Below are 26688 nucleotides of genomic sequence, written 5' to 3'. Positions count from 1 at the left end.
GTGACGTAGTCGGCGGACACCTCCTCCACCACACCGGCCTTCTCGGCCGTGATGACGTCACCGGCGTCGGTCGCGGCGCGATACTCCATGCCGGTGCCGACCAGCGGAGCCTCGCTCTTGAGCAGCGGCACCGACTGACGCTGCATGTTCGACCCCATCAGCGCCCGGTTGGCGTCGTCGTGCTCGAGGAACGGGATCATCGCCGTCGCCACCGACACCATCTGACGCGGCGACACGTCGATGTAGTCGACCTCCTCGGCGCGGGCGAGCTCGGTCTCACCACCCTTGGTGCGCACCAGGACGCGAGGCTCGGCGAACGAGCCGTCGGGGTTGAGAGCCGTGTTGGCCTGCGCCTTGACGTACCGGTCCTCCTCGTCCGCGGTGAGGTAGTCGATCTCGTCGGTGACCCGGCCGTCGACGACCTTCCGGTAGGGCGTCTCGACGAACCCGAAGGCGTTGACCCGCCCGTACGAGGCCAGCGAGCCGATCAGACCGATGTTCGGCCCTTCCGGCGACTCGATCGGGCACATGCGGCCGTAGTGCGAGGGGTGCACGTCGCGGACCTCGAAGCCGGCCCGCTCACGCGACAGACCACCCGGGCCCAGCGCGTTCAGACGCCGCTTCTGGGTGAGGGCGGCGAGCGGGTTGATGTGGTCCATGAACTGCGACAGCTGCGAGGTGCCGAAGAACTCCTTGATCGACGCCACGACCGGGCGGATGTTGATCAGGGTCTGCGGCGTGATCGCCTCGACGTCCTGCGTGGTCATGCGCTCGCGGACGACGCGCTCCATGCGGGCCAGGCCCAGCCGGACCTGGTTCTGGATGAGCTCTCCCACCGTGCGCAGACGGCGGTTGCCGAAGTGGTCGATGTCGTCGGTCTCGACGATGACCTCATTGTCGGCGACCCGCATCGTCTCCTCACCGGCGTGCAGCCGCACGAGGTATTCGATGGTGGACACGATGTCCTCGTCGGTCAGCGTGCCCTGGGTGATGTCGGCCTGGACGCCCAGCTTCTTGTTGATCTTGTAACGGCCGACCTTCGCGAGGTCGTAGCGCTTCGGGTTGAAGTACAGGTTCTCCAGCAGCGCCTGCGCCGACTCCTTGGTCGGCGGCTCGCCCGGACGCAGCTTGCGGTAGATGTCGAGCAGCGCGTCGTCCTGGCCGGAGGTGTGGTCCTTCTCCAGGGTCGCCCGCATCGACTCGTACTGACCGAAACGCTCCAGAATCTGGTCGCTGGTCCAGCCCAGCGCCTTCAGCAGCACCGTGACCGGCTGCTTGCGCTTGCGGTCGATGCGCACGCCGACGCTGTCACGCTTGTCGATCTCGAACTCCAGCCAGGCTCCCCTGGAGGGGATGACCTTGCCGCCGTAGAGCTCCTTGTCCGAGGTCTTGTCGATGCTGCGGTCGAAATAGACACCGGGAGAACGGACGAGCTGGGAGACCACCACACGCTCGGTGCCGTTGACGATGAACGTGCCCTTCGACGTCATGAGCGGGAAATCGCCCATGAAGACCGTCTGGCTCTTGATCTCACCCGTGGTGTTGTTGATGAACTCCGCCGTGACGAACATCGGGGCGGAGTAGGTCATGTCCTTGTCTTTGCACTCATCGACTGAGTACTTGGGCGGCTCGAACCTGTGGTCCCGGAACGACAGGGACATGGTTCCGGAGAAGTCCTCGATGGGACTGATCTCCTCGAAGATCTCTTCGAGACCCGACTGGGGCGGAATGTCCTTGCGCCCAGCCTGGCGAGCCGCCTCGACCCGGCCCTTCCATCGCTCGTTGCCCACGAGCCAGTCGAACGACTCGGTCTGCAGGGCGAGAAGGTCGGGAACTTCGAGCGGCTCCTCGATACGCGCGAAGGAGACGCGACGAGGAACGGGCGGTACGGCGAGAGCGTGGGGCGAGGCTGCCAACAGATGTCCTTCCGAGGGCTCGCGGACTGACTGCACGCGCGCCCGATGACAGCTCACTCGACAGGAAGGAATGGGATGCCGAGGGCGAGCGTGAAAGGGCAGCATAAAGCAGACTGCGCACAAATGTCCACGCGTACCGGAATTGTCAACCTCTATCCCGCAATCAGAATCGCACGCCCTCGCGGAAATCGTCAAGCCGGACGCACGAGAATCCGCCGGCCGCGTCAGCCCCCCGCCGGATGCCGAGCCGAAGCGCCCGCCCTGGCCACCGCGCCGGAAGAGGCCAGGGCTACGGATCCCTGGCATCGGATCCCTCATGCGCGAAGGCGCTCCGACCGCAGGCCGCGAGGAGCAGCGCTCCGGCGCACCGCAGGTACGCCCGCACGAGTATGCGATGCGGGAAGACCGGCCCGCCGGAGGGGCGGGCCGGTCTCGGAGCGAAGGCGCTTACGCGCCCGCCTTGTCCGGACGCTCGGTGACCCGGATCGCGTTCACGATGGGGTCGCCCTTGTGGGGCCGGAAGACCACGTCGAGCCGGCCGCCGGTGACCTGCACCGTGTACTGGCGCGTCACCGCCGTGTTCTCGCCGGCCTCCTTGGCCAGGTCGAGCCCCTGGATTACCGGGGCGCCGGCGACGTCGACGTCGAAGACGCGCTTGCCCGCGTTCTTGTGCCGGGTTTCGGCGAAGCCCAGCTCCACGGTGTAGACGCCGTCAGGAAGACGGTCGAACCGGTAGGCCCGCATGCCCTCGCGGGTGCTGCGGAACAGTCCCTGCTCGGACGTGCCCTTGACGTCGGTGGGCGAGGTCTTCGCCTTGGTGCCGTCGCCCACGTAGCCGTACCCGCCCGGGGTGTACTCCCGGTCGGCCGTCCACGTGTCGCCGGCCGCGTCGACCACGTTCCCGCCGCCGCCCGCCTCGACGGCGACCTGGACCTTCGGCACCACGACGACCACGTCGACCGGGACGACCGGCGCCCGGCCGCTCGAGGAGCGTACGAGCAGCACGCCGGTGCGGACGGCGCCCGGGGACAGGCCCGCGCTTGAGGCGGTGACCCGGAGCGTCGCGGACGCGCCCGCCTTGATGCTCCCGCTCGCCGGCGTCACGCTGAGCCAGGTCTGCGCCGGGTCGTTCTCGACGGTGTACGTCGCGTCGGAGCCCGGGTTGGACAGCTCGAAGGTCGCGTTCCTGGTGGCCGAGGCCGGCATCACCAGGGTGACCTGGCCCGTGGACGCGGTGACCCGGCCGGTGGCCAGGGCGGCGTCCACCCGGGTCCGCCCGCCGGCGGCGACGCTGACCTCCTTGGTGAGGGTGCCGTAGTCGTCCGCCGAGATCTCCACGTGGTGGTCGCCCGCGGGCACCTGCCCGAGGAAGGCGCCGTCGGGGCCCGTGGTGAAGGCGACGTCGTCGACCTTGACGGTCGCGCCGGCCAGCGGGCCGCCGTCGTTGGCGTCGGTGACGGTGCCGGCGACCAGCCCGTGCCCGCGGGCCGCGACGGTCAGGCTCTGGCCCTCACGCAGGACCGGGCGGTCGGACGAGTACTGGAACGCGTCGGTGCCGTCGCCGTTCTCGATGCCGATCGTGGCCTTCTCCCCGGCCTTGAAGTCGCTGTCGATCCCGCGGTAGCGGAACCCGACCGAGCCGTCCTCGCCGAGCAGCGCCTCGAACGAGATGACCGCGTCCACGCCGAAGAACCGGGCGTTGCGCCACTCCACCACGAAGGTGCGGTTCGGCGCGGCGCCGATCGTGGCCGTGTAGAGCCCGCCCTCGCCCTCGAACAGCCCGAGGTCGGTCCAGTACGGATAGATGGCGGCGTTCGGGTCGTTGCCGGAGGGCAGTGGCACATGGGTCGGGAAGGCGTAGGTGTTGTCGCCGAAGCTCAGGAACCCGTTGGTGCTGACCAGGCCGCTGGTGTAGGTCTTGCCGTAGAACGGGAAGGCGAACGGCAGCGTGATCCGCTGGGTCTCGTCGTCGTAGGTGAGGGGCTCCAGGTGGGTGCCCTCGACGTACGGCTCGGCGCCGCTCCTGCAGGTGTGGCCGAACCCGTCGATGTGGCTCGCCAGCTCGATGTCCCTGGTCATCTCGCCGGTCACCGTGACGGGCACGGTGGCGTCCTCGGCGCACAGGGAGTCCGCCGCGACCTTCAGGTCGTAGGTCTTGTGCGGCAGCAGCAGTTCGTAGTGGCCCCGGGCGTCGGTGACGGCGGTGGCCGGCGTGCCCGCGGCGGTCACCGTGGCGCCCGCCTCGGGCAGGCCCACGCTGGTGACCGTTCCCGACACCGTGCTCAGGGTCTCCGCCGTGAGCGCGACGTCCTCGGTGACCGTCTCATCGGTGCCGACGGTGACCGTCCGGGTGACGTCGTCGTAGCCGAACTTCCGCACGGTGAGCTCGTAGCCGCCGCTGAGCAGGCGAGGCAGGCTGTAGGTGCCGTCCTGCGCGGTGGAGACGCTGCGGTCCAGCGGGCCGGAGACCTCGACGGTCGCACCGGTGAGGGGCGAGCCGCCGGAGGTGACCGTCCCGGTCAGCGTGCCCAGCTCGCCGGCCGGGGTCGCCTTGACGGCCGCGTACGCGTCGAGCATGCCCTCGCCCCAGACGAAGTTGTCCGCCGCGGTGCCGCCGCAGCCCTCGTCGTCGACGTCGGTCGCCGTGTGGTCGAGCAGCGCCCGCGTGCTCTCGATGTCACCCCGCAGGTAGGGGGAGGCCGACCACATCAGCGCCACGGTCGCGGCGACGTGCGGGCTGGCCATCGAGGTGCCCGACTTCAGCCCGTACCCGTTGCCGGGCACCGCCGAGCGGATGTCGACGCCGGGGGCCGAGATGTTCGGCTTGATCTCGCCGTTCTCGCCCGGGCCCCTGGAGGAGAAGTACGCGATCTTGCCGCTGGAGTCGAAGGCCCCGGCGCTGTAGCTGGCGACGTACCCGCCGGGCGTGCCGGTGGTGTCGCAGGCCGGCCCCGCGTTGCCGTTGGAGAAGGCGGGGAAGATGCCGGCGGCGACCCACGCCTCGACCATGTCCTTGTACCAGAGGTCGATGCCCTCGCCGCCCCAGGAGTTGTTGACGATGTCGGGCGCCAGGTCGGGACGGGGGTTCTGGCCGTTCAGGTCGGTGGGCGCGAGGATCCACTGCCCGGCGGCGAGCAGCGCGTAGTCGGGGCACCCCGTGAGGAGGCAGCCCTTGGCCGCGATCCACGTGGCTCCGGGGGCGACGCCGATCGCGTTGGCGCCGTCGTCCCCGCCGACCATGGTGCCCACGGTGTGGGTGCCGTGGCCGCGGTCGTCGCACGGCGCCTGGCCGGGGCAGGCGTGCGCCGGGTCGAACCAGTTGTAGTTGTGGTCGACGGCGCCGCCCGGCTGGGTGCCGCGGTAGTGGGAGACCAGGGCGGGGTGGTCCCACTGGACGCCGGTGTCGATGCTGGCGATGACGACGCCCTCACCGTGGTCGCCGAGCTCGTCCCACACCTTCGGGGCGTTGACGCGGTCGACGTTCCACTCGACGGAGGCGGTCGCGGCCTTCGCCGTGGCCGGCTGCGGGTCGGGCAGCGGCACCGTGCGGGACGGCTCGATCGCCGTGACCTCGGGCAACTCGGCGATCTCGGCGGCCAGCTTCGCGTCAGCGGTCACCCTGACGGTGTTGACGATCCAGAAGGGGGTGAAATCGGCGTGCGCTCTGGTGAGGAGCCTGCGCAGGCCTGCCTGGGAGGACGCGGCGGTCTCCGACTTCAGCCGGTAGACCTGCCGCCCCTTGTCGTTCTTCTTCTTCGCCATACGGGCGGCGCCGAGGTCGGCGCTGTCCTTGAGCCGTACCCAGAAGGTGGCCTTTCCGTGGGCGGACAGGTCGTTCTGGACCACCCGATCGACCTTGTCCGGTCCGGGTGTGGCCGATGCTGCGCCGGACGCGGCGTTCTGCGGGAGCAGCAGGGCGAGGGCGGCGGTCCCGATCAGGACCGCACGCCGCATGTGCGGGAGTAACACAAGCTCTCCTATGTGGGCAAACAGGTACCCACAGGGGGGAAAGGGATTAGTGGGGTTCAGGTGAACTCCGGGGACGTATCGTGGTGGATCTTGCCGGGGCAGGCAATACTGGGGCAAAAAGTTCAACTCGATTTAACAATCGCCCCTTACTGACCATTCAGGACGGCCGAAAGGTGCGCCTGCCGCCGCGGACGTCCCATCTCCGCGGAACGACCCCAAGATCCACCGCGATGTCCTCATGGACGGTCCTGCCGCCGGCGGCTCCAGGACGTCGGGGAGGCGTGACCGTCGGCTCCGTGTGCCCAGGTAAGGGAGGGGACGTGCACCCCGAGATCGCGTTACGCAACCTGGCCGACGGCTTCGACGGCGAGGTGATCCTGCCTCAGGACGCCGGTTACGAGTCGGCCCGCCGCGTCTGGAACCAAGCGATCGACCGCAAACCCGCCGCGATCGCCCGCTGCCGCACCCGGGCCGACGCCGTCGCGGCGCTGGCCCTCGCCCGCGAGACCGGTCTCGAACTCGCCGTACGCGGTGGCGGGCACGGCTTCCCCGGCTTCTCGACGACCGAGGGAGGCCTTGTCCTCGACCTGGGTCCGATGAAGCGGATCACCGTCGACTCCGACCGGCGGACGGCCGCGGTCGGTCCCGGTGTCCGATGGGGCGAGCTCGCCGCCTCGACGGCGCGCCACGGCCTCGCGCCGGTCGGCGGCCACGTGGCCGATGTGGGCGTCGCCGGGCTGACGCTGGGAGGGGGCAACGGCTGGTTCTCCCGCATCTTCGGGCTGGCCTGCGACAATCTCGTCGCGGCCGACGTCCTCACCGCCTCGGGGCGGGTCGTCCGGGCGAGCGCCGACGAGAACGAGGACCTGTTCTGGGGCCTGCGCGGCGGCGGCGGCAATCTCGGGATCGTCCTCGAGTTCACCCTGCGCCTGCACCCGGTCGACACGCTGCTCGCCGGGATGGTCCTGCACCGGCTGGACGACGCGGCCGACGTGCTCCGGTTCCTCTCCGAGTACGGCGCGGGCGCTCCCGACGAGGTCAACGTCGCGGCCGCGGTCCTCGCCGCCCCGCCGGCGCCGTTCGTGCCGGAGGAGCTGCACGGCAGGCCGGTGCTCGCGCTGGCGATGTGTCATGTCGGGCCCCTCACCGACGGGGAGCGCGCGCTCGCGGCCGTGCGCGGAGCCGGCAGGCCCTTCGCCGACCTGGTCGAGCCGACCACGTTCGAGGTCCTCCAGCACATGTTCGACGCGCAGGGACGGCCCACGCCCTACCACATGCGCTCTCACCTGGGCGGACAGCCCACCGCAGACCTGATCGACGCCGTGGTCGAGGCCGGCGGCGGCCTGACCTCGCCGGACAGCGGGGTCCTCCTCCTGCCGATGGGCGGCGCCGCGGGCAGGATCGCCCCGGACGCCAGCGCCTTCCGGCACCGGGACGCCGCCTACTGCCTGGAGATCGGGGCCGCCTGGCGGACGGGCGACGAGGACGCGCGCCGGCACGTCGACTGGGCCGACCGGACCTGGACGGCGACCCGGTCGTGGGCGACCGGAGTGGAGGTCAACCACCTCGGCGACGATGGGCCGGAGGGGGTTCGCCGGGCCTACGGGGACAACTACGACCGGCTGGCCCGGATCAAGCGGACCTGGGATCCCGAGAACCTTTTCCGGCTCAACCAGAACGTCCCCCCGGCCTGACGTCACGGGTGTCACTCCGGCGCGTCGCCGTGCGGCGCGCCGGCGGTGAACGGCCTGCCCACAGCCGGGCCGGCGGCCCGAGTAGGGCGACGCGGCTCTCCATGACCGCCTGGTCGAGCACGCCGCTCTGCTCGGCCCATCAGACGGACGCGGCCTCCCAGACGAACCCGTCAGGGTCGGTGAACGGCCCGGCAGCGCCGCCGATCACGATCCGGTGCGATCCGGCGCCCTCCAGGGAGACACCGGTGTCCTTGGCGAGGGCGCGGCGCGGATAGAGGGCCAGCGTGACGGGCGACGCCGGGGTGTCGAACTCGACGTACTTGCCGCCGAAGCTCTTCGCCACGGTCAGGCCGTGGTCGACGTAGAACCGCCTGCTCGCCTTGACGTCCGCCACTCCCAGCAGCAGCGCGACCTGGTCGACGTGCCGGGCCGCAGGACCGGTGTCCTTCTTGTTCGAGGTCGCGATCTTGCAGATCGTCCCGTCCGGAGCGCGTACGACGCCGCCGTAGCCCCAGAAGCTCTTCGTGGCCGGCTTCAGCGTGGTGGCGCCGGCGTCGAGGGCGGCGCCGATGAGGGCGTCCACGTTGCCCGACTGGGATGCCACGAGGGACAGCGCGAACCCGCGGAAGCCGGTCGTCGGCGCATCCGAGGCGCGTACGTTCACGTACGGGCCCAGACCGAAGGCTTCGTAGAAGACGTCCGCGGCCGCGGGGTCGGGAACTTCGAGGATGACGGATTCGAAGGAGGTCATGGGAGGTCCTTTCAGCGAGGGGGTCGTCGTCTCTTCGGCCGCCGCCGGGGGCGGATAGGGCAGGCGGAGGCCGGCGTTCAGCGGTCCTGCAGGATGCCGAGGACGTTGCCGTCGGGGTCGGTGACGGTGGCCACCAGACGGCCGCCGCCGACCTCGTGCGCGGACTCCTTCACGGTGGCGCCCGCGGCGGTGAGCTCCGCCAGCTTCGCCTCGATGTCCGGCACGTGCCAGTAGGCCACCGGCGAGGTCATGCCCTGCGGTCCACCGTCCGGCACCAGCCCGATGTGCTGGCCCCCGGCGTCGAAACCGACGTAGTAGGGAGAGTCCGTCTGCGCGGGGACACCGAGCAGGGCCGCGTACACCGCCTTGGCCTTGGTCAGGTCGGACACGGGATGCAGCACGGTCGTGATGCCCTGGGTGGAAGAGCCGGTCATGGTCACTCCTGTGGTTGTGGGTCGCACCGACCCGCCGTTCGCGTGTCCACAGCTTTGCTCGCGGCGCGGCCGGCCCACATCCGTGGTGATCACGGAAACCTGCCACGGATCGACGGCACGGAACGCGCTCTGTAGTCACCGCGGATCGCGTACGGAGGGCATGCGACAAGATGGGGCAGTGGTGACAGGAGTGGAAATCTCGCCTCGGGAAGCCGAGGTGCTGGAACTGATCGGAGCCCACCTCAGCAACGCCGAGATCGCGGCACGGCTGTCCATCTCGGTGCGTACCGTGGAGAGCCACGTCTCCTCCCTGCTGCGCAAGCTGGAGGTGCAGGATCGGCGGGCGCTCGCCCGGCACGCGCCCGAGCCGGCCGGCGCCGCGCCCTCGCGTCCGGTGCCGGTGCTGCCGGCCCCGCCGACCTCGTTCGTCGGCCGCGTGCGCGAGCGCGCCGAGCTGACCCAGATGATCAGGGAACATCGCCAGGTGACCGCGGTCGGTCCCGGTGGCGTGGGCAAGACCCGGCTCGCGCTGGCGGTGGCGGCGGAGGCGGCCGGCGAACGCCCCGACGGGGTGTGGTTCGTCGACCTCGTCCCGGTCACCGACCCGGACATGGTCGCGACCGCGGTCGCCGGCGCGCTCGGCCTCGGCGAGCAGCCCGGCCGCGACATGACGGAGTCCGTGCTCGCCGCGCTGGCCGACCGTCATGCGCTGCTGGTGCTGGACAACTGCGAGCACGTGGTGCACGGGGTGGCCCTGCTCATCGAGCGGCTGCTGGCGAGGTGCCCGCGGTTGACGGTGCTGGCGACAAGCCGGGCGCGACTGATGGTGCCGTTCGAACGGGTGTATGCGGTCCCCCCGCTGTCGCTGACCGTCGGCGGCGAGTCGGACGCGGTCACGTTGTTCATGGAGCGGGCGGCGGCGGTGGGATCGCCGCTCGATCCTCCGCTGCGCGACCAGGTCACCTCGATCTGCGAGCGACTGGACGGAATGGCGCTGGCGATCGAGCTCGCCGCCGCCCGGTGTCCCACGCTCGGGCTCGACGGGATCATCGCCGCCCTGTCCCATCCGCTCCGGATGCTCACCGGCGGTTCCCGCGCCGACGAGCGGCACCGTTCGGTGCGGGCGGCGCTGGACTGGAGCCACGCCCTGCTGGAGCCGGCCGACCGGGCGCTGCTGCGCCGGGTGTCGGTGTTCGCGGCGCCGTTCACCGCCGCCGCGGCGGCGGAGGTGACCGGGTCGGAGGCGGGCCTGGTCGCCGACGGACTGGCCAGGCTCGCCGAGCAGAGCCTGCTGGTGGTGGCGGCCTCCCCGGGCGGCACGGAGTATCGGGCGCTGGAGACCATCCGCCAGTACGCGACGGAGCGGCTCGCCGAGGCCGGTGAGCTGGTGGACGCCCGATCCCGGCACCTTCGCTGGTGTCTGGCCGAGGCCGCCGCCCTGGCGGTGGTGCGACAGGACTGGCGGGCCCGGTTCGACCTGGTGGCGGACGACCTGCGCGCGGCCCTGGCGTGGGCGGCCGAGCGGCCGGAGCAGCGCGCGGACGCCTGTGAGCTCGCCCTGCACCTGGCGGAGCTCACGTTCGCCCGTCACCTGACCGGGGAGTCCCAGCGGCGCTACGAGCAGGCGGCCGAGCTCGCGGCCGACCCCTCCGTCGCCGCGTCGATGCTCCGGCAGGCCGCGGCCGTGGCCGGCTGCCGGACGACCGGCGATGACATGTACCGCCTGCGTCTCGCGGCCGCGGAGGCCGCGCGCGGCGCCGGCGACACCGCGGGCGCCGCCGCCGACCTGGCGACCGCCGCCACCATCGCCTTCCGGTTCTCGACCACGTTCGTACGGCTCCCGTCCCAGGAGGAGGCCCTCGCGCTGATCACCGAAGCGCGGGAGCCGGCCGGCGACGACCCGGCCGCGCAGGCCGCGGTGGCACTGGCCGAGGCCGCGGTGCTCACCGACGCGTTCGGAGCCGTCCAGGGACCGGCCGGCAACGCCGTGCCGGAGACGGTCGCGCGCGCCGAGCGCGCGGTCGAGCTCGCGCGCCGGACCGGCGACCCGCTCGCCGAGTCGGCCGCACTCGACGCGCTCACCGGCGCGCAGAGCTGGGCCGGCGACACGTTCGCCACCGCGGCCACGGCCCGCCGCCGGATCACGCTCCTGGCGTCCCTGCCGATCTCGCCGGCCGGCACCCACGAGCTGATCGACGCGCTCGGTGTGGCCGCCGAGGCCGGCCTCGGCGCGGGAGATGTGCCGCGCGCCCGCCGTTGGGCACGGCAGCTGGCCGATCACCCGTCGCTGGCGGAGAGCGGTCACCGCGCCACCTGCCGGCTGCTGATGGTCTCCGCGCTGGCGGGCGACGTCGACGAGGTGCTCACCGGCAGCGTCCGGTTCCTCGATGCGTGGCGGCGGGCAGGCAGCCCCGCCCGGTCCATCCTCGCCCCGGCGGCGGCAGGTGTGGCGATGATCCACGGCCTGCGCGACGACCACGACGCCCGGCGCGAATGGCAGGAGATCATGGATCGGCTCGGCACCTCGCCGGAGCATGTCTACGGCTACGGGGCGGTTTTCGACGCCATGCTCTTGCTCCACCGGGGGCAGGCACCGGAGGCGCTGGAGCGGACGGCCCCCGAGCCCAGGCAGGTGTGGAAGTGGGTGACCTGGATCTGGCACCACTGGTATGTCGCGCTGCGCGCCGAGGCCGCCGTGCTCGCCGGGAGCCCCCGCGCCCACGACTGCCTCGCCGAGGCCCGGACCGCCGTGGCCGGCAACCCGGTCGCCGGTGCGATCGTGGAGCGAGCCCGAGCCCTGCTCGACGGCGACCAGGAGGCGTTGCTCGCCACGGCGGAGGCGTTCGACGCCGCCGGCTGCCGCTACCAGTCCGCACGGACCCTGGTGCTCGCCGGAGGCGGCCATGCCTCCAGCGGCGCGGCCGCGCTCGCCGCCCTCGGCCTCGCCCCGATGGCCCCTGCCCTGTAGGCGCGCGCCCGGGCGATCAGCCGAGCACGAGGGGGAGCCTCGCGGCCAGGTCGCCCAGTTCCGCCTTCTCGGCGTCGGTCGGGGCACGCCGCCCGGTGCCGACCAGCAGCGCGTCCTTGTCGGAGAACGACGCGGGGAAGGCGGCGCCGGCGATCTTCTCCAGCATCTCGCGGGACCGGGCGAGCCCCGCGGCGGGCGGTCCCGCCGCGCCCGGAAGGTTTGCGACCAGGTCGAGGTGGTGCAGCGTCCACTCCAGGACGTACGCCGAAAGGTAGTCGCCGGCGGTGAGAACCTCGCCACGGGTGCCGACCCGCAGTCGCGGGTCGGCGAGCCCCGCGGCACGGCCCGCGGCGGAGCCGACGTCGTCGAGGTGGAACGTGAGCAGCCGAGGCTCCTCGTAGGCGGCGGCCAGCCGGACGATCAGCGCGTCGAGCGGATCGTCGCCGGTCGGCGGCGTTGCCGAGACCTCCCAATAGGTCACCGCGTCACGGGTCGGTTCCGTCTCCTCCGGGGTCGCCAGCGTGATCAGGACGTCCTGAGCGTCGATCACCAGATGGCACACGAGGTCCCGTACGAGCCAGCCGGCGCAGCCGGACGGCCGCGCGAAGTCCTCGTCCGGCAGTTCGGCGACCGCCCTGCGCAATGCCGCCCACGAGTGCGCGAAGAGATCCACGTTGGCACGGTAGTGCGATGCCTCGATGGCGGACAAACGCATTCGGGGCACGGCTCGCGTGCTCACGGCGTGCTCGCGGTGTGTTCACGGTGTGCTCGCGGTGTGCTCGCCGTGTCAGCGGCTCGGGCCAGCCTCGGTGGCATGAACTCGACGATGCACGCGATCCGGGCCGAGGGCCTGGTGAAGCGGTATGGGCGGACGACCGCCCTCGACGGGGTCGATCTCGCCGCGCCGCCCGGCACGATCCTCGGGCTGCTCGGGCCGAACGGCGCGGGCAAGACGACGGCCGTACGGGTGCTCGCCACCCTGCTGCGGCCCGGCGCGGGGCGGGCGGAGGTGGCCGGGATCGACGTGCTGTGACGGCCGGAGCGGGTGCGCGACCTGATCGGGGTGACCGGCCAGTACGCGGCGGTCGACGAGGACCTGAGCGGGCAGGAGAACCTGGTGCTCATCGCCCGCCTGCTCGACCTGTCTCGCGCGGCGGCCCGGCACCGGGCGGGGGAACTGCTCGCACGGTTCGAGCTGACCGAGGCGGCGCGGCGGCAGGTGAAGACCTACTCGGGCGGCATGCGCCGCCGCCTCGACCTGGCGCTGAGCCTGGTCGGGCACCCTCGGGTGCTGTTCCTCGACGAGCCGACCACCGGGCTGGACCCACGGTCTCGCGGCGAGGTGTGGTGCATGATCCGTGCGCTGGTCGCCGAGGGGACCACCGTGCTGCTCACCACCCAATATCTGGAGGAGGCCGACCGGCTCGCCGACGAGATCGTGGTGCTCGACCAGGGCCGGGTGGTCGCCGTCGGCACCCCCTCCGGACTCAGGGCGAAGGTGGGCGGCCAGACCCTCGACGTACGCCCGGCCGACCCGTCGGACACGGACGCGGTGGCGAAGATCGTGGCGGAGGCGACCGGGTCGCGGCCTGCCAGGGAGGGCGGGCTCGTCTCGGCCCCGATCGAGCCCGGCCGGTCCGCCACCGTGGCCCTGGCCACCGCGGCCCGCCGCCTGGAGGCCGACGACGTCGCCGTCACCGAGCTCGGCCTCCGCCTCGCGAGCCTGGATGAGGCGTTCCTCGCCCTGACGGGGCGCGGCGCAGGGCGGCCGGAGGTGGAGAAGTGACCGGGGCCGGAGCCGGACCGGATGGGGGACGGCACGTGACGCGGGACGGAGCGGGACCGGGCGGGCCGGCGGTTCGGAGGGTCATGAGGCCGCTGAACGCCGTTCCTGAGGAGGGCGAGCGGGCGGGCCGTCACCGGCCCCTGCGAGCGCTGCGACAGGGGTTCACGCTCGCCTGGCGGAGCCTGCTGAAAATCCGGCACTCGCCGGACCAACTGCTCGACCTGTCGCTCATACCGATCACCTTCGTGGTGCTGTTCACGTTCCTGTTCGGCAACGCGGTCGCGGGGAACTGGCACGCCTACCTGCGGTACGTGCTGCCCGGAGTGGCGGTGCAGGCGCTGGTGTTCTCGTCGATGAACACGGCCGTCGGGCTGAACTCCGATGTGCGGTCGGGGATCTTCGACCGGTTTCGCAGCCTGCCGGTCGCCCGCGCGGCCCCGCTGATCGGTCGCGTCCTCGGCGACGTGGTGCGCAACGCGATCTGTCTGCTGGTGGTCCTCGCCGTCGGCGCCGTCCTCGGGTTCCGGCCGCACGCCGCGCCGCTCTCCGTGCTGGCCGCCTGCGGGTTGATCCTGCTGTTCTCGCTGTCGGTGTGCTGGCCGGCGGCGCTCGTCGGGCTGCTGGCGAGGAGCCCCGAGAGCGTGGGCGGGTTCAGCTTCGTCCTGATCGTCCCGCTCACCTTCGGCAGCAACGTGTTCGTCCCGACCGGGCAGCTGCCCGGCTGGTTGCAGGCCTGGGTGAGGATCAATCCGGTGACGCGACTGTCGGACGCGGCTCGCGGCCTCATGCTCGATCTGCCGCTGGGCCGCACCGTGCCGGTCTCGCTGCTGTGGACGGCGGCGATCGCGGGGGTGTTCGCGCCGCTCGCGGTGCTGGCCTACCGACGGCGCACCTGAGTCCCGCGCGCCACGAGGGAGGCGTCGATCAGGCGGTCGGGCCGAGGGCGGCCAGTGCGGTGTCTGTGCCGAGTGCGGCGGCGGCGAGGTACACCGCGTCGTGCGCGTCGCCGAGCGCCGCCCGGGCCGCCGTCTCCGCGCGTCGTACGTCGGGGCTGCCCTTGTCCGCGGTGCCGCGTACCGAGGTGGCGAGGCCGAGCAGGCGGGCGGCCTCGGCCGGCTCGCCCGCCGCGATCGCCAGCTCCGCCTGGGCCTCGACCGCGTTCGCGATCGCCGACCGGTCCCCCACCGCCAGGGTGAGGCGCAGGCCGTCGTCGAGGTGTGCGCGCGCGGAGCCGAGGTCGCCGGTGGCGGCGGCGACACGGCCCAGGGCGATCAGGGCCCGTGCCCGGATCGGCCGCGCGTCGCCGTCGACCGGGGCGATGCGACCCAGCACGCCGGTGAGCAGGGACCGGGGCGCGAGCGAGATCGCCGGACCGCCGGGCCAGCTCGCCCAGACCGATCTCGGCGAGGGCCGGCATCTGCGAGGAGCGGCGCGCCGCCTCTCCCGTCCGGACCCGCTCCAGGTCGGCCGCCGCGCCCGCGAAATCTCCCGCGCGGACGCGTTCCAGCCCGCGCTCGACCAGCACCCCGGCGATGTCGCCGTCGGAGCCGAGCTCCCGCAGCAGGCGCATCGCCTCGGTGAGGGCGCTGATCGCGCCCGCGTGGTCGCCGTCGAGGCTCCGGCAGGTGCCGAGAGCGCTCACCGCGGCCGCCGCTCCCCACCGGTCGCCGACCGCGCCGAACCCCGTCCGCGCGGCGGCCAGGTGCTCCGCGGCGCCGGCCGCGTTTCCGAAGGCAGCAAGGGCGAGCCCGTGAAACAGCCGGGCCGCGGCCGCCAGCCACGGATCGGAGTGGCCCGCCAGCTCGCGGAGCCGGGCGACGGCCTGTTCCCCGCCGGGCTCGGGATGACTGGGGTGTATCCGATACAGCACGACCAGCAGAGCGATCGCCGGGTGGTTCGTCACCTCGCCCTCGGCCAGCCTGGTCGCGGCCATCGCCGACCGTACGGCGCGCTCCGTGTCGCCCACCGCGAAGTTGTGCAGGGCGGCGTAGGCATGGGCGATGGCGAGTGTCGCACGCGGCACGCCACGGCCGTCGCCCGCGCCGTCCGGGGACGTGCTCGCCGTCGCCAGCACCTCGCTCAGCCAGGCCGCCGCCTCGTGGTGCGCGCTGCGCAGGTTCCAGAACCAGCCGAGCGCCGCCGCCAGCCGGACCGCCTGCTCGGCGTCGCCGCTGTCCACCGCCCAGCGCAGCGCGGTGGTGAGGTTGTCGTACTCCCTGGTCAGCCAGCCCAGATGGTCGAGCTGGCCCGCGCCGCGCAGGCCCGGCTCCGCCCGCTCGGCCCTGTCGGTGAAGTGCGCCGCGTGCGAACGCCGGATCCGTTCGGCCTCCCCGGACTCGGCGAGCACCCCGGCCGCGTACGCGCGGACGGTCTCCAGCATCCGGTATCGAGGCGGCGCACCCGGGACCTCCAGCAGTTCCGCGAGCGACTTGTCGGTCAGCGACGCGAGGGCGCCGAGGACGTCTTCGCGCGGCAGCCGCACCGGGTCCGCGCACACCGCCTCGGCCGAGTCGGGCGTGGCGCCGCCCGCGAAGACGGCGAGGCGCCGGGCCAGGATCCGCTCGGGCTCACCCAGCAGGTCCCAGCTCCACTCCACCACGGCCTGAAGCGTCTGGTGGCGCGGCAGCGCGGTGCGGCTGCCGCCGGTGAGCAGCCGGAACCGGTTCCCGAGCCGGGCGGCGATCTCCTCGATCGGCAGCGTGCGAAGCCGCGCGCAGGCGAGCTCGATGGCGAGCGGCAGGCCGTCCAGGCGGCGGCACACCTCGGCCACCGTGGGCAGGTTCCCGGCGGTGAGGGCGAAGCCGGGGCGCACCGCCGAGGCCCGCTGCACGAACAGGCGCAGGGCCGGAAAGTCCGGCGCCCGGTCCACGGTCACGTCGGCGGGAGGCGTACGCAGCGGCCCGACCGGATACAGCGTCTCGCCGGTGATGGCGAGCGGCTCCCGGGAGGTGCAGAGGACACGCACCCCTGGGCACCGCCCGGTGACGGCGTCGGCCACCTGCGCGCACACGTCGATCACGTGCTCGCAGTTGTCCAGCACGACGAGAAGCTCCCGGTCCCGCAACGCCTCGGCCAGCCGGTCCACGGGGCCGCGCGGCGGGTGCGGCTCGGCCTCCGCGGCGTTCGGGCGCGGCAGCCCGCCCTCCCTGGCCCCGAGCGCGGCGGCGACGGCCGCGGGAATCTGCGCGGGATCGCGTACGCTCGCCAGCTCCACGATCCACGCGCCGTCGCGGTGTCGCTCGACCCGCGCGGCGGCCAGCTCGACGGCGAGGCGGGTCTTGCCCGCGCCGCCGGGCCCGACCAGGGTCACCAGGCGCGCCTCGTCGAGCAGCTCCCCCACGCGGTCCAGCTCCTGCTCCCGGCCGACGAAGCCGGTCAGCGGGACGGTCAGGTTCGTCCGGCGGGCCGGCCGCTCCGGCGGTGCGGCCGACGCCGGGCGCAGGTCGCCGCGCAGGATCGCCAGGTGCAGCTCGCGTACGGGCGGCGAAGGGTCGGTGCCCAGCGTCTCCGCGAGCGTACGGCGCAGCTCCTCGAACGCGGCCAGCGCCTCCGAAGGCCGCCCCACCGCGCACAGCGCCCGCATGCGAGCCGCCCACAGCCGCTCGCGGAAGGGGTGGGCGGCGGTCAGCTCCTCCAACTCGGAGACCAGGTCTCCGGTGTCGCCGAGGTCGAGCCGGACCTCGGCCAGGTCCTCGGTGGTACGCAGCCGCAGCTCGATCAGCCGGGCGGCCACTGCGGCGAATCCGGCCGTCTCCAGATCGGCCAGCGGCTCCCCCCGCCACAGCGCCAGCGCTTCGGCGAACCGCCGCGCCGCGAGGGCGAGACCCTCGGAGCCCCCGGCCCCGGCCCCGTCCCTGGCCGTCCGGCCGGCCGCCACCAGAGCCTCCAGCCGCCCCACGTCGGTCTCGTCCGCGGCGAGCGACAGCAGATACCCGGCCGGCCGGGACTGCAGCCGGTCCCGCTCGCCCGCCGGCAGGGCACGGCGCAGCCGGGAGACGAGCGACTGCAGCGCGTTGGTCGCCCCCGCCGGCGGCTCGTCCGGCCACACCGCGTCGATCAGGGCCTCCGCCGGGACCGGGCGGCCCGGGGACAGCGCGAGCCGCGCCAGCAGCGTGCGCAGCCGGATCCCGGCGATCTCGACCGGCGCGCCGGTGTCGTCGCGTGCCTCCAGGGGGCCGAGAAGCGCGATCCGCACGCCGTCAGCGTCTCACGAGTGCAGCGGGCCTCTCCCCCGAGGCGGGCGGCGAAGGCCCGCCACTACTGGTCCTGGTCCTTCTCCGTCCGGCGCTGCTGCTCGCGGTAGGCGCGGCGCTGTTCCTCGGCCCGCTCCCGGCACCGGCGGAGGAACTCCTCGTCGTCGTCCGGGTTGGCGGGGACGAACCGGCCCGGCCGGTCGTACTCCGGGAAGCGCCCGGTGTTGCCCTTGTACGGCAGCCCGCCGGGCCGCGTCACGGTCTGCGGCCGGCCCGCGAGCAGCCACAGGATCGACCCCACCTCGGGGAGGAACAGGACGATCAGGATCCACGCCCCCTTGGGCAGGTTGCGGCAGTCCTCCTCCGCCGTGACGATCACGTCGAGCAGGCAGAAGATCCATAAGGCGAGCAGAACCAGACCGAACCCGCCGTAGATGAGGGGCATCCCGAATCCTCCCAGTTTCAGACGCGCAGAGCGTAGCGGCTCCGATCTTCGTCTGACGGGACTTTCCCCGGTACGTGATCTTTCCCGATGCGGCGGCCCGCACCCGGGTCAGGTCACGAGGACATGACGCATGGATCACGCATCGGGGGTGGCGCGTCCGCGCCGCCCGTGCCACACTCCCCTGCTAGGGAGACTGTTATAGAACTCTCTATTGAGTTATAGAACGATAGGAGCATGGCATGCGAAACCTGCTGCCGTGGCGTGAACCGGTCCCGCCGGACGGGACGATGGGCGAGCCGGGAACCCGGGGCCGATTCGGCGAGTACGGCGGACGGTACGCGCCGGAGTCCCTGGTGGAGGCGTGCCGCGAGGTGGACCAGGCGTTCCGGGAGGCCTGGGCGGATCCAGGGTTCCGCGGCGACCTGGCGCGGCTGCTCGCCCTGCACGCGGGGCGGCCGACCCCGCTCACCCCGGCCCGCCGGCTGTCGGAGGAGCTGGGCGTGCAGCTCTACCTCAAGCGTGAGGATCTCACCCACACCGGATCCCACAAGATCAACAATGTGCTGGGGCAGGCCCTGCTGGCCACCCGGATGGGACGGCGCAGGCTGATCGCCGAGACGGGAGCCGGCCAGCACGGGGTGGCCACCGCGACCGCGGCGGCGCTGCTCGGGCTGGAGGCCACGGTCTTCATGGGCGAGCGCGACATCGAGCGGCAGGCGCTGAACGTCTTCCGGATGCGAATGCTGGGCGCCGAGGTGATCCCGGTGACAACGGGCAGCCGTACGCTCAAGGACGCGACCAGCGAGGCCATGCGGCACTGGGTGGGCGCGACCGGCGACTCCCACTACTGCGTCGGCTCGGTCATCGGGCCGGATCCGTACCCGTGGATGGTCAGGGAGTTCCAGCGGGTCATCGGCGACGAGGCCCGCGGGCAGTTCGCCGCCGAGCTGCGGACCGGCGTTCCGGACCACGTGGTCGCGTGCGTCGGCGGGGGCTCCAACGCGGCGGGCACGTTCGCCGGGTTCGCCGACACCCCGGCGCGTCTGGTCGGTGTGGAGGCGGAGGGCGGCGCCGGCGCGGCCCGGGGCCGGCTCGGCGTCCTGCACGGCTGCCGCTCGCTGTTCCTGCAGGACGACGACGGGCAGATCACCCAGGCGCACTCCATCGCCGCCGGGCTCGACTACCCGGGGGTCGGCCCGGAGCACGCCCACCTGCGCGACCTGGGCCGGGCCCGCTACGTCACGGTGACCGACGACGAGGCGGTCGGCGCGGCGGTGCGGCTGGCGCGCACCGAGGGCATCGTCCCCGCGCTCGAATCGGCGCACGCCCTCGCCTGGGTGATCCGCGCGGCGGGCGGCGGTGAGCTGCCGGCGGGATCGACGGTGCTGATGACGTTGTCCGGCCGGGGCGACAAGGACGTCTCAACCCTGAAGGAGCTGCTGTGACGAACTCCACCGTGGCCGCGGGTGCGGTCGAACGCCACCTGCGCGCCCGCCGGGACACCGGCCGCGGCCTGCTCATGCCGTACGTCACCGGAGGGATCACGCCCGGCTGGACGGACTACCTGCGGGCGTTCGCCGACGCCGGGGCGGACGCCATCGAGGTCGGCCTGCCCTTCTCCGACCCCACGCTGGACGGCGTCACCATCCAGGAGGCGAGCGAGATCGCACTGGCCCGGGGGGCGAGCACCCGCCGGATCCTCGCCGACCTGTCCGGCCTCCCGGACCTGGGCGTGCCGCTGGTCGCCAGCACCTACTACAACCTGGTGCTGAACAACGGCCCCGGGGCGTTCTGCGCCGCGCTGCGCGGGGCCGGTGTCGGCGGCCTGATCGTGCCCGACCTGCCGGTGCACGAGGCGGGCGAGCTGACGGACGCGGCGACCGCCGCCGGGGTCGAGCCGGCCCTGCTGGCCTCGCCCGCGACCCCGCAGCCGCGGCTGGCGGAGATCTCGCGCCGCAGCCGCGGATTCGTCTACGCGGTGTCGCTGATGGGCACCACCGGTGAGCGGGCCGTCCTCGCCGCTTCGGCGGCGGAGCTCACCGAGCGGATCAGGCGCGTCACCGATCGGCCGGTCTTGCTAGGATTCGGCATCTCCACCCCGGATCAGGCACGCGAAGCCCGCCGGCACGCCGACGGCGTGGTGGTCGGCGCCGCGGTCATGCGGCGGGTGCTCGACGGGGCCGGACCGGACGACCTGCGGGCCTTCCTCACGACCCTGCGGGAAGCCCTCGACCAGGAGTGTGACCCACCACGATGACCCCCGACGCCGGGCACGAGGCGAGATACCGCGCCATCGCCGCCGACCTCGCCGCGAAGATCCGGTCGGGACACTACGCCCCGGGGGAGGCCCTGCCGCCGCAGCGGGAGCTGAGCGCCTCCTACGGGGTGACCCTCATGACGCTGCGTCAGGCGTTGCGGCAGCTCAGTGACGAGCGGCTGATCGTGCAGCAGCCCGGCAGGGGCACGTTCGTCGCCCCGCCCCACCTGGCGTACCAACTCGACTCGCTCCGCAGCCTCGTCGACGACCTCCGTAAGCAGGGCCACGACGTGCGCACCGCGGTGGCCGGGCGGGCGGTGCGCCGGGCCCCCGCCCGGATCGCCGCGGAGCTGCGGCTGCGTCCCGGCGAAACGGCCCTGCGGCTGGAGCGGGTCCGCGAGTTCGGAGGACGTCCCGCCGTGCACCAGGTGTCCTGGGTCCGCCGCCCGGTGGCCGACCGGATCCGCGACCGCGACTTCACCGTCGTCTCCCTCTACACGGCCCTCGCCGACGCGGGCGTGACGGTCGCCCGGGCGTCCGAGGTGGTGCGGCCCGGTCTGCTCGACCCCGCCGCCGCCCGCCACCTCCACGAGCCGCCGGGCAGCCCGGTCCTCGTCAGCGCCCGGATCACCTACACGCTCGACGCCACGCCCGTGGTGTCCGACCACGCCACGATCCTCGGCAGCATGATGGAGATCCGCACCGAACGCGCCGCCACCGGTTTGTCCCTCACCTGGGGCGCCACCAGCTGAGTCGTGGCGGGGACGGGGGCGTACGGACCTCGGCCGTCGTGCCGGGCCGGCACGGGTGTCCCTGCACCGGATCGGCGGTCAGACGCCCGGCGCGACCCACAGGCGGACCGCCAGCCCGAGGCCGATCAGGGCGACCAGCCAGCGCAGCAGCCCGGTCGGCAGGCGCCGGGTGACCAGGGGACCGAGCGTGGACCCGGCGAACAGGCCCACGGCGAGAGGGGCGACGGCGGCCCAGTCGACCGGCCCGAAGACGGCGAATCCGGCGGCGGATACCAGGGCGCCAGCGCCGAGGAGCATGTTCTTCAGGGCGTTGGCGGCGGGCAGCCGCGGCTCGGCGGTCACCAGGAGGAGGGCGAGGATCATCACCCCCGACCCCGCGCCGAAGTATCCGTTGTAGACCGACAGTGCAGTCAGCCCGAGGGGCAGAACGGCGTCGGGCGAACCGCGCCGCTCGTGGCGCAGGGCGAGCCGGGGCTGCGCGAGCAGCGCCAGCGACCCCGCGGCCACGAGGAACGGCACGACGCGGGCGAAGACACCGGGCGGGGTGGACAGCAGCAACGCCGACCCCGCCGCCCCGCCGAGCGCGGCCAGCGGCACCCACCGCCGCAGCCACGGCGCCTTCCCCCGCAGCTCGGGCTGCGAGGCCAGGGCCGAGCCGGGCCAGCAGGCGACGAGCGCGACGATGTTGGCCACGTTCGCCGCGAGGGCGGGAAGACCCGCCGCGAGCAGGGCCGGATAGGAGATGAGGGAGGTGATCCCGCCCGCGGTGCCGACCAGCCCGGCGAGCGCCCCGGCGGCGGCCAGCAGCGCGACGTCGCCGAGGCCGGTCACGCCCCGGCGTCCGGCGGGGGCGTCTCGACCGGGAACAGGATCGGGCTGAGCAGGTGCCGTCTGCGGTGCGGTGCGGCCTCGTTCCTCATCCGCGCGACGATGACCGCGCGCAACTCCGCGATCATCTCGGCGCGTTCCTCCCGGCTCAGCCACAGCACGTGCTGCCGGTAACCCACCTCGTCGGCCATCGGATCGGCGCCGTCCAGACCGAGATAGGCGTCGAACTCGGAGATCAGCGCGGCCATCGCCGTGGTGAAGGTGCGCCGGTGGTCCTCGGGCGACATCGCCGCCACGGTGTCGGCGTCGATCACCACACGCTCGCGCAGCCGGTAGCGCCTTTCCACCGCCCCGCGCACCCGGTGCTCGCCGTCCACCTCCAGCACGCCGGCGTCGGCGAGCGCGGCGACGTGGCGGTAGACCGTGGCCTTGTGCACGTCCGATATGCGCGCGCACAGCTGCGAGGTCGTGAGAACCCGCCCACCGGCGAGAGCCTGCACGACGCGCAGCCGCACCGGATGCGCGAGCACCTCCATCACGTCCATGGCCCAAATGATCGCACATGTGCTACCTTTCGCAGAAATGCGAACGATCAGTGGGGAGAGAACGGCATGGGACGACCGGCATCGGAGACAACGGCCCCGCCGCTGGGGCGCCTGTACGACGTCGGGGAACGGCGGCTGATGCTGCACCGCTCGGGCGCGGACGGGCCGAGCGTGGTGTTCCTGCCCGGCGCGGGCCTGGTAGGCCTCGACTTCCTGAATGTCCAGCAGGGCGCCGCGGCGTTCACCACGAGCGTCCTGTACGACCGTGGCGGCACGGGCTGGAGCACGTCCGCTCCCCTCCCCCGCCGAGCGGCCGAGGTCGCCGTCGAGCTGCGCGACCTCCTGCGGGCCGCGGCGGTTCCCGGGCCGTTCCTCCTGGTCGGCCACTCCCTCGGCGCGTTCTACGCGCGCCGGTACGCGCAGCTCTTTCCCGATGAGGTCGCCGGTCTCCTCCTGCTCGACCCCGGCCACGAGGACATCCTCGACCACATGCCGGCGCAGGCCGCCGAGCTGGCCGAGCGGATGCGGCCCGACCCGGCGCGGATGCCGGAGCTGACCGACGAGCAGCGCCGGGCCGCCCGCGAGGCGTACGCCGGCCTGTACGCCGAGTGGCCCGCGCCGGTGCGCGAGGCGCTGATCGGCCACCACCTGGCGTCGTGGCGGACGAGCCTGCGGGAGACGGAGAACTTCGAGACCGAGGTCTACGACGAGCTGCGCGGCGGCGGCCCGCTGCCCGACGTCCCGCTGATCGTGCTGACCGCGGGCGGCGCGAACCCCTACTGGGCGAAGTTCATGCCGGAGGAGGTCATGCGCGAGGCACACGACGGGGTGCGCGCCCTGCACGCGGCGATCGCCCGCTCCGTGCCCAGGGGACGGCAGCGCGTGATCGAGGGCGCCTCCCACCAGTACCTGCACGTCGAGCGGGCCGAGGAGGTGCTGCGCGCGATCCGCGAGCTGACGGCGGCCGCCTGACCCCTGCCGTCCTGACCCCTGCCGTCCTGACCCCTGCCGTCCTTACCCACGGCGTCACGAGACGGCCCGGATCTCCTCCAGCAGGACGGCGAGGTCGGCCTCGGTCGTGTCCGGGTGGAGCACACAGGCACGCAGGGCCGCCGCGCCGCGCAACCGGGTGCCGGTGAGGAAGGCACGTCCGCGCCGCTGCACGGCGGCGGGGATCGCCTCGTTCAGCGTCTCCACGGCGGCGGCGTCGAGGCCCGTGGGCCGGTGCCGGAACGCGACGACCGAGGTGACGACCGGGGCGAGCAGGTCGAAGTCGGCGGAGTCCTCGATCATCGCGGCCAGGACGCGCGCCAGCCGGGTGGTGTGCCGCACCAGCCCGGCGACGCCGTCGCCGGCCAGGTGCGCGATCGTGGCCCACACGCGCAGCGCGCGGAACGGCCGGGTCTGCTCCGGACCGTACTCCGAGAACCACCCCAGCTCTCCGGCGTCGTCGTCCCGCAGGTAGGGCGGGACGAGGCTGAACGCCTCGCGCGGACCGGAGGGGTCGCGGAACAGGACGCATCCGCAGTCGACGGGGACGCCGAGCCACTTGTGCGGGTCCAGCACGAGGGAGTCCGCCAGCTCCAGCCCGGCGTACGCGGGCCGGCACTCGTCCGCGAGCACGCCGAGCGCGCCGTAGGCGCCGTCGATGTGGAACCACAGCCCGTGCTCGCGCGCCACCTCGGCGACGTCTGCCAGGGGATCGACGGCCCCGGTGTTGACCGTCCCCGCGCTCGCCGCCACGAAGAACGGGCGCACGCCCGCCTCACGGTCCGCCACGACGAGGCGGCGCAGCGCGGCGGTGTCCATGCGGAACGCGTCGTCGACGGGGACGGTGCGGATCTGCCGGCTGCCCAGGCCGAGCAGTTCGGCCGCCTTGCGCAGGCAGCTGTGACCTCCTCCGACAGATAGAGAGCCAGCGGAGGGTGCCCGGACAGGCCCGTCTCCCGTACGTCCGGGACGGCGCGCTGGCGGGCCGCCGCGAGCGCGACGACGGTGGCCATGGACGCCCCGCTGGTCAGCAGCCCGCCGCCCGGCCGATGGGGGAAGCCTGCCAGCTCCGCCAGCCACCGGACGGCCGTCCGCTCCAGCAGGACCCCCGCGTGCTCGCCTCCGGCGCAGCTCGGGTTCATCGCCGCGGCCAGCGGGGCGACCATGACGCCGGCCGCCGAGGGCGGGGAGTTGACCCAGCCGAAGAACCGGGGGTGCCCGTTGCCCATCGGGTAGGGCAGCACGTGCCGGTCGACGTCGCCGAGCAGCTCCGCGAGCGGGCGCCCCACGGCGGGCAGCGGCTGCCGGGTCAGCCATTCGAGGTCCGGGCCGGCCACCGGACGCCACACCGGGCCGCCGGGGACCGCGGCCAGGTGGGCGGTCGCCGCGTCCGCGGCCTGACGTGCCGCCTCGCGCAGGTCGTCCGTCATGGCGTCACGGCGCCGACCGCCGCGCGGCATCGATCAGGGCCCGTTCCTCGGCGGGCTCGATCCCGGGCGGAAACGCGGGGATCTCGCCTGACCCGGTCAGCCACGCCCAGGTGTCGGCGACGGTCTCCATCACCGGACGACACCGAAGACCGGTCGCCGTGGCCCGGCCGACGTCGGTCCTGATGAACCCGGCAAGCCCGGGACCGGGCGGGATCCATCCCGGCAGCGCCGCCCACCGGTCGATTCCCGCCGCCTCGATCACCTCGGGCTCGGCCCAGACCAGCTCGGCGAGCCCGCCGGTGACCGCGACCGCGGACTCCAGCAGATCCCGCGTCGTGGCGTGCCCCTCCGGGTTGACCAGGTTGACCGGGCCCGGCACGCCGCGCTCGGCCGCGTCGAGGAGCCAGGCGGCGAGATCGCGGATGTCCACATAGCGGAACGGCTGGTCGGCCGGGCCCGGGGCGAGCATCTCCCCGCCGCGCGCGGCCCGCAGCAGCCAGTGCGGCAGCTGCCCCGGAAGCTCGTACGGCCCGAGGATCAGCCCGGCCCTGGCCAGCACGGCGCGGTCGCCGAACGCCTCCTCCACCGCGATCTCCCCGCCCCGCTTGTTGGAGGCGTAGTCGACGTCCTCGGCGTCCGCCGACGCCTCGACCGTGGGCCAGTCCTCGTTCAGGCCGGCCGGCGTCGGGGGCGCGTACACCGCCCTGCTGGAGACGTAGACATACCTGTCCGCGCATCCGGCCAGCGCACGGGCGCTGTCACGCACGACCCGGGGCGCTCCGGCCCAGGTGTCCACCACGGCGTCCCACCGGCCCTCCGCGAGGGGGGCCAGATCGGCAGGGCGAAGCCGGTCGCCGGTCACCGCCTCGGCCCCGGGGTGGGACCACCCGGCGCGACCGCGGGTGAACGTGGTGACGTGCCAGCCGCGCTCCACGGCGGCCGTGACCACCCACCGGCCGACGAATGTCGTGCCGCCCAGCACCAGCAACCGCGTGCCGCTCATCACTGCCTCCTGATCCGGTACAGAACGTGGCGGCGCAGCGGGTGACCCTCGGGGAGCGCCGGGTGGTCGAAGTCCTCGGCCGGGTCACGGGTCATGCCGAGCCGCCGCATGACCGCCTGCGAGCGGACGTTCGGCACCGCCGTGAACGAGACGACCTCGGTAAGGCCGGCGCGGCCGAACCCGTCCTCCAGCGACGCGCGCGCCGCCTCCGTCGCGTACCCCCGGCCCCACGCGGAGCGGGCGAGCCGCCAGCCGATCTCCACGCACGGGGTGAATCGGGCGGTGAACCTCGGGACCGACAGCCCGGTGAAGCCGATGAACTCCCCGTCCGCCTCGACCGCCCACAGGCCGAACCCGTGCGCGTCGAACCCGGCGTCGATGCGCTCGGCCAGAGCGTCGCTCTCCTCCCGGGAGAGCGTGGCAGGGAAGTGCTCCATGACGACCGGATCCGCGTTCAGAGCGGCGAAGGGCTCCTTGTCCTCCTCGCGCCAGCGCCGCAGGACAAGCCGCTCCGTTCCAATCGAAATCGCCACCCGCCGACGATAGTGCACGCAGGCTTTGACCGCTGATGACGGACACCGATGCGGGGGGCGGGAGAAAGCAGAGGCGGAAGTCGGCTAGAGTCATTCATGGCCGATGTGGTTTGTGTCCCCCGGGCCGCAATCACCGCCTTCACGGAATACCGTCCGGCTGGAGCCGTGTTGTGCATCTCGCCGAGGAGGCGACC

Annotated in this window: 18 protein-coding genes and 3 pseudogenes; 8 read left to right on the top strand and 13 right to left on the bottom strand. The window is 73.3% G+C overall.

The window, feature by feature from the left end; translation table 11 throughout:
• Together ACIBK1_RS32085 and ACIBK1_RS32080 are read right to left on the bottom strand one after the other, a co-directional pair.
• A pseudogene (locus tag ACIBK1_RS32085) lies at positions 1-1916 on the bottom strand (DNA-directed RNA polymerase subunit beta); the annotation flags it as partial.
• A 447-nt stretch (positions 1917-2363) separates the two neighbouring features.
• On the bottom strand, positions 2364-5870 hold the full coding sequence (locus ACIBK1_RS32080; RefSeq protein ID WP_396739447.1) for a S8 family serine peptidase: 3507 nt from the start codon (positions 5868-5870) through the stop codon (positions 2364-2366).
• A gap of 335 nt (positions 5871-6205) precedes the next feature.
• Here ACIBK1_RS32080 and ACIBK1_RS32075 point away from each other — a divergent pair, with 335 nt between their 5' ends.
• The gene (locus ACIBK1_RS32075) at positions 6206-7579 is read left to right on the top strand and encodes an FAD-binding oxidoreductase (protein WP_396739445.1); all 1374 of its coding nucleotides are present in this window, start codon (positions 6206-6208) and stop codon (positions 7577-7579) included.
• Between the two features lie 139 nt (positions 7580-7718).
• Here ACIBK1_RS32075 and ACIBK1_RS32070 read toward each other — a convergent pair whose 3' ends face one another.
• Both ACIBK1_RS32070 and ACIBK1_RS32065 read right to left on the bottom strand, forming a co-directional pair.
• Positions 7719-8330, bottom strand: a complete 612-nt coding sequence (locus tag ACIBK1_RS32070; RefSeq protein ID WP_396739443.1) for a glyoxalase — start codon at positions 8328-8330, stop codon at positions 7719-7721.
• A gap of 77 nt (positions 8331-8407) precedes the next feature.
• Entirely contained in the window at positions 8408-8764 is a 357-nt protein-coding gene (locus ACIBK1_RS32065; RefSeq protein ID WP_396739441.1) for a VOC family protein, read from the bottom strand.
• 190 nt (positions 8765-8954) lie between these two features.
• On the opposite strand from ACIBK1_RS32065, the gene ACIBK1_RS32060 reads away from it, so the two are divergent.
• A complete protein-coding gene (locus ACIBK1_RS32060) occupies positions 8955-11732 on the top strand; it encodes an ATP-binding protein (protein WP_396739439.1) in 2778 nt (925 codons plus the stop codon).
• A 16-nt stretch (positions 11733-11748) separates the two neighbouring features.
• Here the strand turns inward: ACIBK1_RS32060 and ACIBK1_RS32055 are convergent, their stop codons facing one another.
• Positions 11749-12405: a maleylpyruvate isomerase N-terminal domain-containing protein gene (locus ACIBK1_RS32055; protein ID WP_396739437.1), complete on the bottom strand. Its 657-nt coding sequence runs from the start codon at positions 12403-12405 to the stop codon at positions 11749-11751.
• Positions 12406-12546: 141 nt separating this feature from the next.
• Between ACIBK1_RS32055 and ACIBK1_RS32050 the strand changes: the two are divergent.
• Positions 12547-13518 (top strand): annotated as a pseudogene (locus tag ACIBK1_RS32050) (ATP-binding cassette domain-containing protein).
• 83 nt (positions 13519-13601) lie between these two features.
• Positions 13602-14414 carry an ABC transporter permease gene (locus ACIBK1_RS32045; protein ID WP_030511910.1) on the top strand — a complete coding sequence of 271 codons (813 nt, stop codon included), beginning with the start codon at positions 13602-13604 and terminating at the stop codon, positions 14412-14414.
• Here the strand turns inward: ACIBK1_RS32045 and ACIBK1_RS32040 are convergent.
• Both ACIBK1_RS32040 and ACIBK1_RS32035 read right to left on the bottom strand, forming a co-directional pair.
• The gene (locus ACIBK1_RS32040; protein WP_396739435.1) at positions 14396-17713 is read right to left on the bottom strand and encodes a BTAD domain-containing putative transcriptional regulator; all 3318 of its coding nucleotides are present in this window, start codon (positions 17711-17713) and stop codon (positions 14396-14398) included. The genes ACIBK1_RS32045 and ACIBK1_RS32040 overlap by 19 nt on opposite strands.
• A gap of 62 nt (positions 17714-17775) precedes the next feature.
• Positions 17776-18156 (bottom strand): PLD nuclease N-terminal domain-containing protein, encoded by a 381-nt coding sequence (locus ACIBK1_RS32035; RefSeq protein ID WP_030511908.1) that lies wholly within the window; start codon positions 18154-18156, stop codon positions 17776-17778.
• A 239-nt stretch (positions 18157-18395) separates the two neighbouring features.
• Between ACIBK1_RS32035 and trpB the strand changes: the two genes are divergently transcribed.
• Genes trpB through ACIBK1_RS32020 form a run of 3 tightly spaced genes read left to right on the top strand, consistent with a single transcriptional unit; the run spans position 18396 to position 21165 of the window.
• Complete coding sequence (gene trpB, locus ACIBK1_RS32030) at positions 18396-19601, top strand: tryptophan synthase subunit beta (RefSeq protein ID WP_030511907.1); 1206 nt, start codon at positions 18396-18398, stop codon at positions 19599-19601.
• Positions 19598-20413 carry a tryptophan synthase subunit alpha gene (gene trpA / locus ACIBK1_RS32025; RefSeq protein ID WP_396739432.1) on the top strand — a complete coding sequence of 272 codons (816 nt, stop codon included), beginning with the start codon at positions 19598-19600 and terminating at the stop codon, positions 20411-20413. The genes trpB and trpA overlap by 4 nt, the downstream gene beginning before the upstream one ends.
• Positions 20410-21165 carry a GntR family transcriptional regulator gene (locus tag ACIBK1_RS32020; RefSeq protein ID WP_396739430.1) on the top strand — a complete coding sequence of 252 codons (756 nt, stop codon included), beginning with the start codon at positions 20410-20412 and terminating at the stop codon, positions 21163-21165. Before trpA ends, ACIBK1_RS32020 begins: the two co-directional genes overlap by 4 nt.
• Positions 21166-21243: 78 nt before the next feature.
• Here the strand turns inward: ACIBK1_RS32020 and ACIBK1_RS32015 are convergent, their stop codons facing one another.
• Positions 21244-21996, bottom strand: coding sequence for a sulfite exporter TauE/SafE family protein (locus ACIBK1_RS32015; protein WP_030511904.1), 753 nt, complete (start codon positions 21994-21996; stop codon positions 21244-21246).
• On the bottom strand, positions 21993-22538 hold the full coding sequence (locus ACIBK1_RS32010; protein WP_030511903.1) for a helix-turn-helix domain-containing protein: 546 nt from the start codon (positions 22536-22538) through the stop codon (positions 21993-21995). Before ACIBK1_RS32010 ends, ACIBK1_RS32015 begins: the two co-directional genes overlap by 4 nt.
• A 66-nt stretch (positions 22539-22604) precedes the next feature.
• Here ACIBK1_RS32010 and ACIBK1_RS32005 point away from each other — a divergent pair, with 66 nt between their 5' ends.
• Positions 22605-23510, top strand: a complete 906-nt coding sequence (locus tag ACIBK1_RS32005; RefSeq protein WP_396739428.1) for an alpha/beta fold hydrolase — start codon at positions 22605-22607, stop codon at positions 23508-23510.
• A gap of 54 nt (positions 23511-23564) precedes the next feature.
• Here ACIBK1_RS32005 and ACIBK1_RS32000 read toward each other — a convergent pair whose 3' ends face one another.
• From ACIBK1_RS32000 to ACIBK1_RS31985, 4 genes and pseudogenes are all read right to left on the bottom strand, one after another.
• Positions 23565-24608 (bottom strand): pyridoxal phosphate-dependent decarboxylase family protein, encoded by a 1044-nt coding sequence (locus ACIBK1_RS32000; RefSeq protein ID WP_396739426.1) that lies wholly within the window; start codon positions 24606-24608, stop codon positions 23565-23567.
• Positions 24533-24958 (bottom strand): annotated as a pseudogene (locus tag ACIBK1_RS31995) (pyridoxal phosphate-dependent decarboxylase family protein); the annotation flags it as partial. The gene ACIBK1_RS32000 and the pseudogene ACIBK1_RS31995, both read right to left, overlap by 76 nt.
• Before the next feature lie 4 nt (positions 24959-24962).
• Complete coding sequence (locus ACIBK1_RS31990; protein ID WP_036408998.1) at positions 24963-25961, bottom strand: NAD-dependent epimerase/dehydratase family protein; 999 nt, start codon at positions 25959-25961, stop codon at positions 24963-24965.
• A complete protein-coding gene (locus tag ACIBK1_RS31985; protein ID WP_231514163.1) occupies positions 25961-26494 on the bottom strand; it encodes a GNAT family N-acetyltransferase in 534 nt (177 codons plus the stop codon). The genes ACIBK1_RS31990 and ACIBK1_RS31985 overlap by 1 nt, the downstream gene beginning before the upstream one ends.
• Positions 26495-26688: the final 194 nt, after the last annotated feature.

The organism is Microbispora rosea, from assembly GCF_044460045.1.
Taxonomy (GTDB): Bacteria; Actinomycetota; Actinomycetes; order Streptosporangiales; family Streptosporangiaceae; genus Microbispora; species Microbispora rosea.
The sequence above is the reverse complement of the archived record's forward strand: the minus strand, read 5'-3'. Positions and strand labels throughout refer to the sequence as shown.

Coding starts and splice junctions, on each gene's coding strand:
- ACIBK1_RS32080 (WP_396739447.1), bottom strand. CDS start 5,870: ATGCGGCGTGCGGTCCTGATCGGGACCGCCGCCCTCGCCCTGCTGCTC.
- ACIBK1_RS32035 (WP_030511908.1), bottom strand. CDS start 18,156: ATGCCCCTCATCTACGGCGGGTTCGGTCTGGTTCTGCTCGCCTTATGG.
- ACIBK1_RS32005 (WP_396739428.1), top strand. CDS start 22,605: ATGGGACGACCGGCATCGGAGACAACGGCCCCGCCGCTGGGGCGCCTG.
- trpB (WP_030511907.1), top strand. CDS start 18,396: ATGCGAAACCTGCTGCCGTGGCGTGAACCGGTCCCGCCGGACGGGACG.
- ACIBK1_RS31990 (WP_036408998.1), bottom strand. CDS start 25,961: ATGAGCGGCACGCGGTTGCTGGTGCTGGGCGGCACGACATTCGTCGGC.
- ACIBK1_RS32010 (WP_030511903.1), bottom strand. CDS start 22,538: ATGGACGTGATGGAGGTGCTCGCGCATCCGGTGCGGCTGCGCGTCGTG.
- ACIBK1_RS32070 (WP_396739443.1), bottom strand. CDS start 8,330: ATGACCTCCTTCGAATCCGTCATCCTCGAAGTTCCCGACCCCGCGGCC.
- ACIBK1_RS32045 (WP_030511910.1), top strand. CDS start 13,602: ATGAGGCCGCTGAACGCCGTTCCTGAGGAGGGCGAGCGGGCGGGCCGT.
- ACIBK1_RS32065 (WP_396739441.1), bottom strand. CDS start 8,764: ATGACCGGCTCTTCCACCCAGGGCATCACGACCGTGCTGCATCCCGTG.
- ACIBK1_RS32020 (WP_396739430.1), top strand. CDS start 20,410: ATGACCCCCGACGCCGGGCACGAGGCGAGATACCGCGCCATCGCCGCC.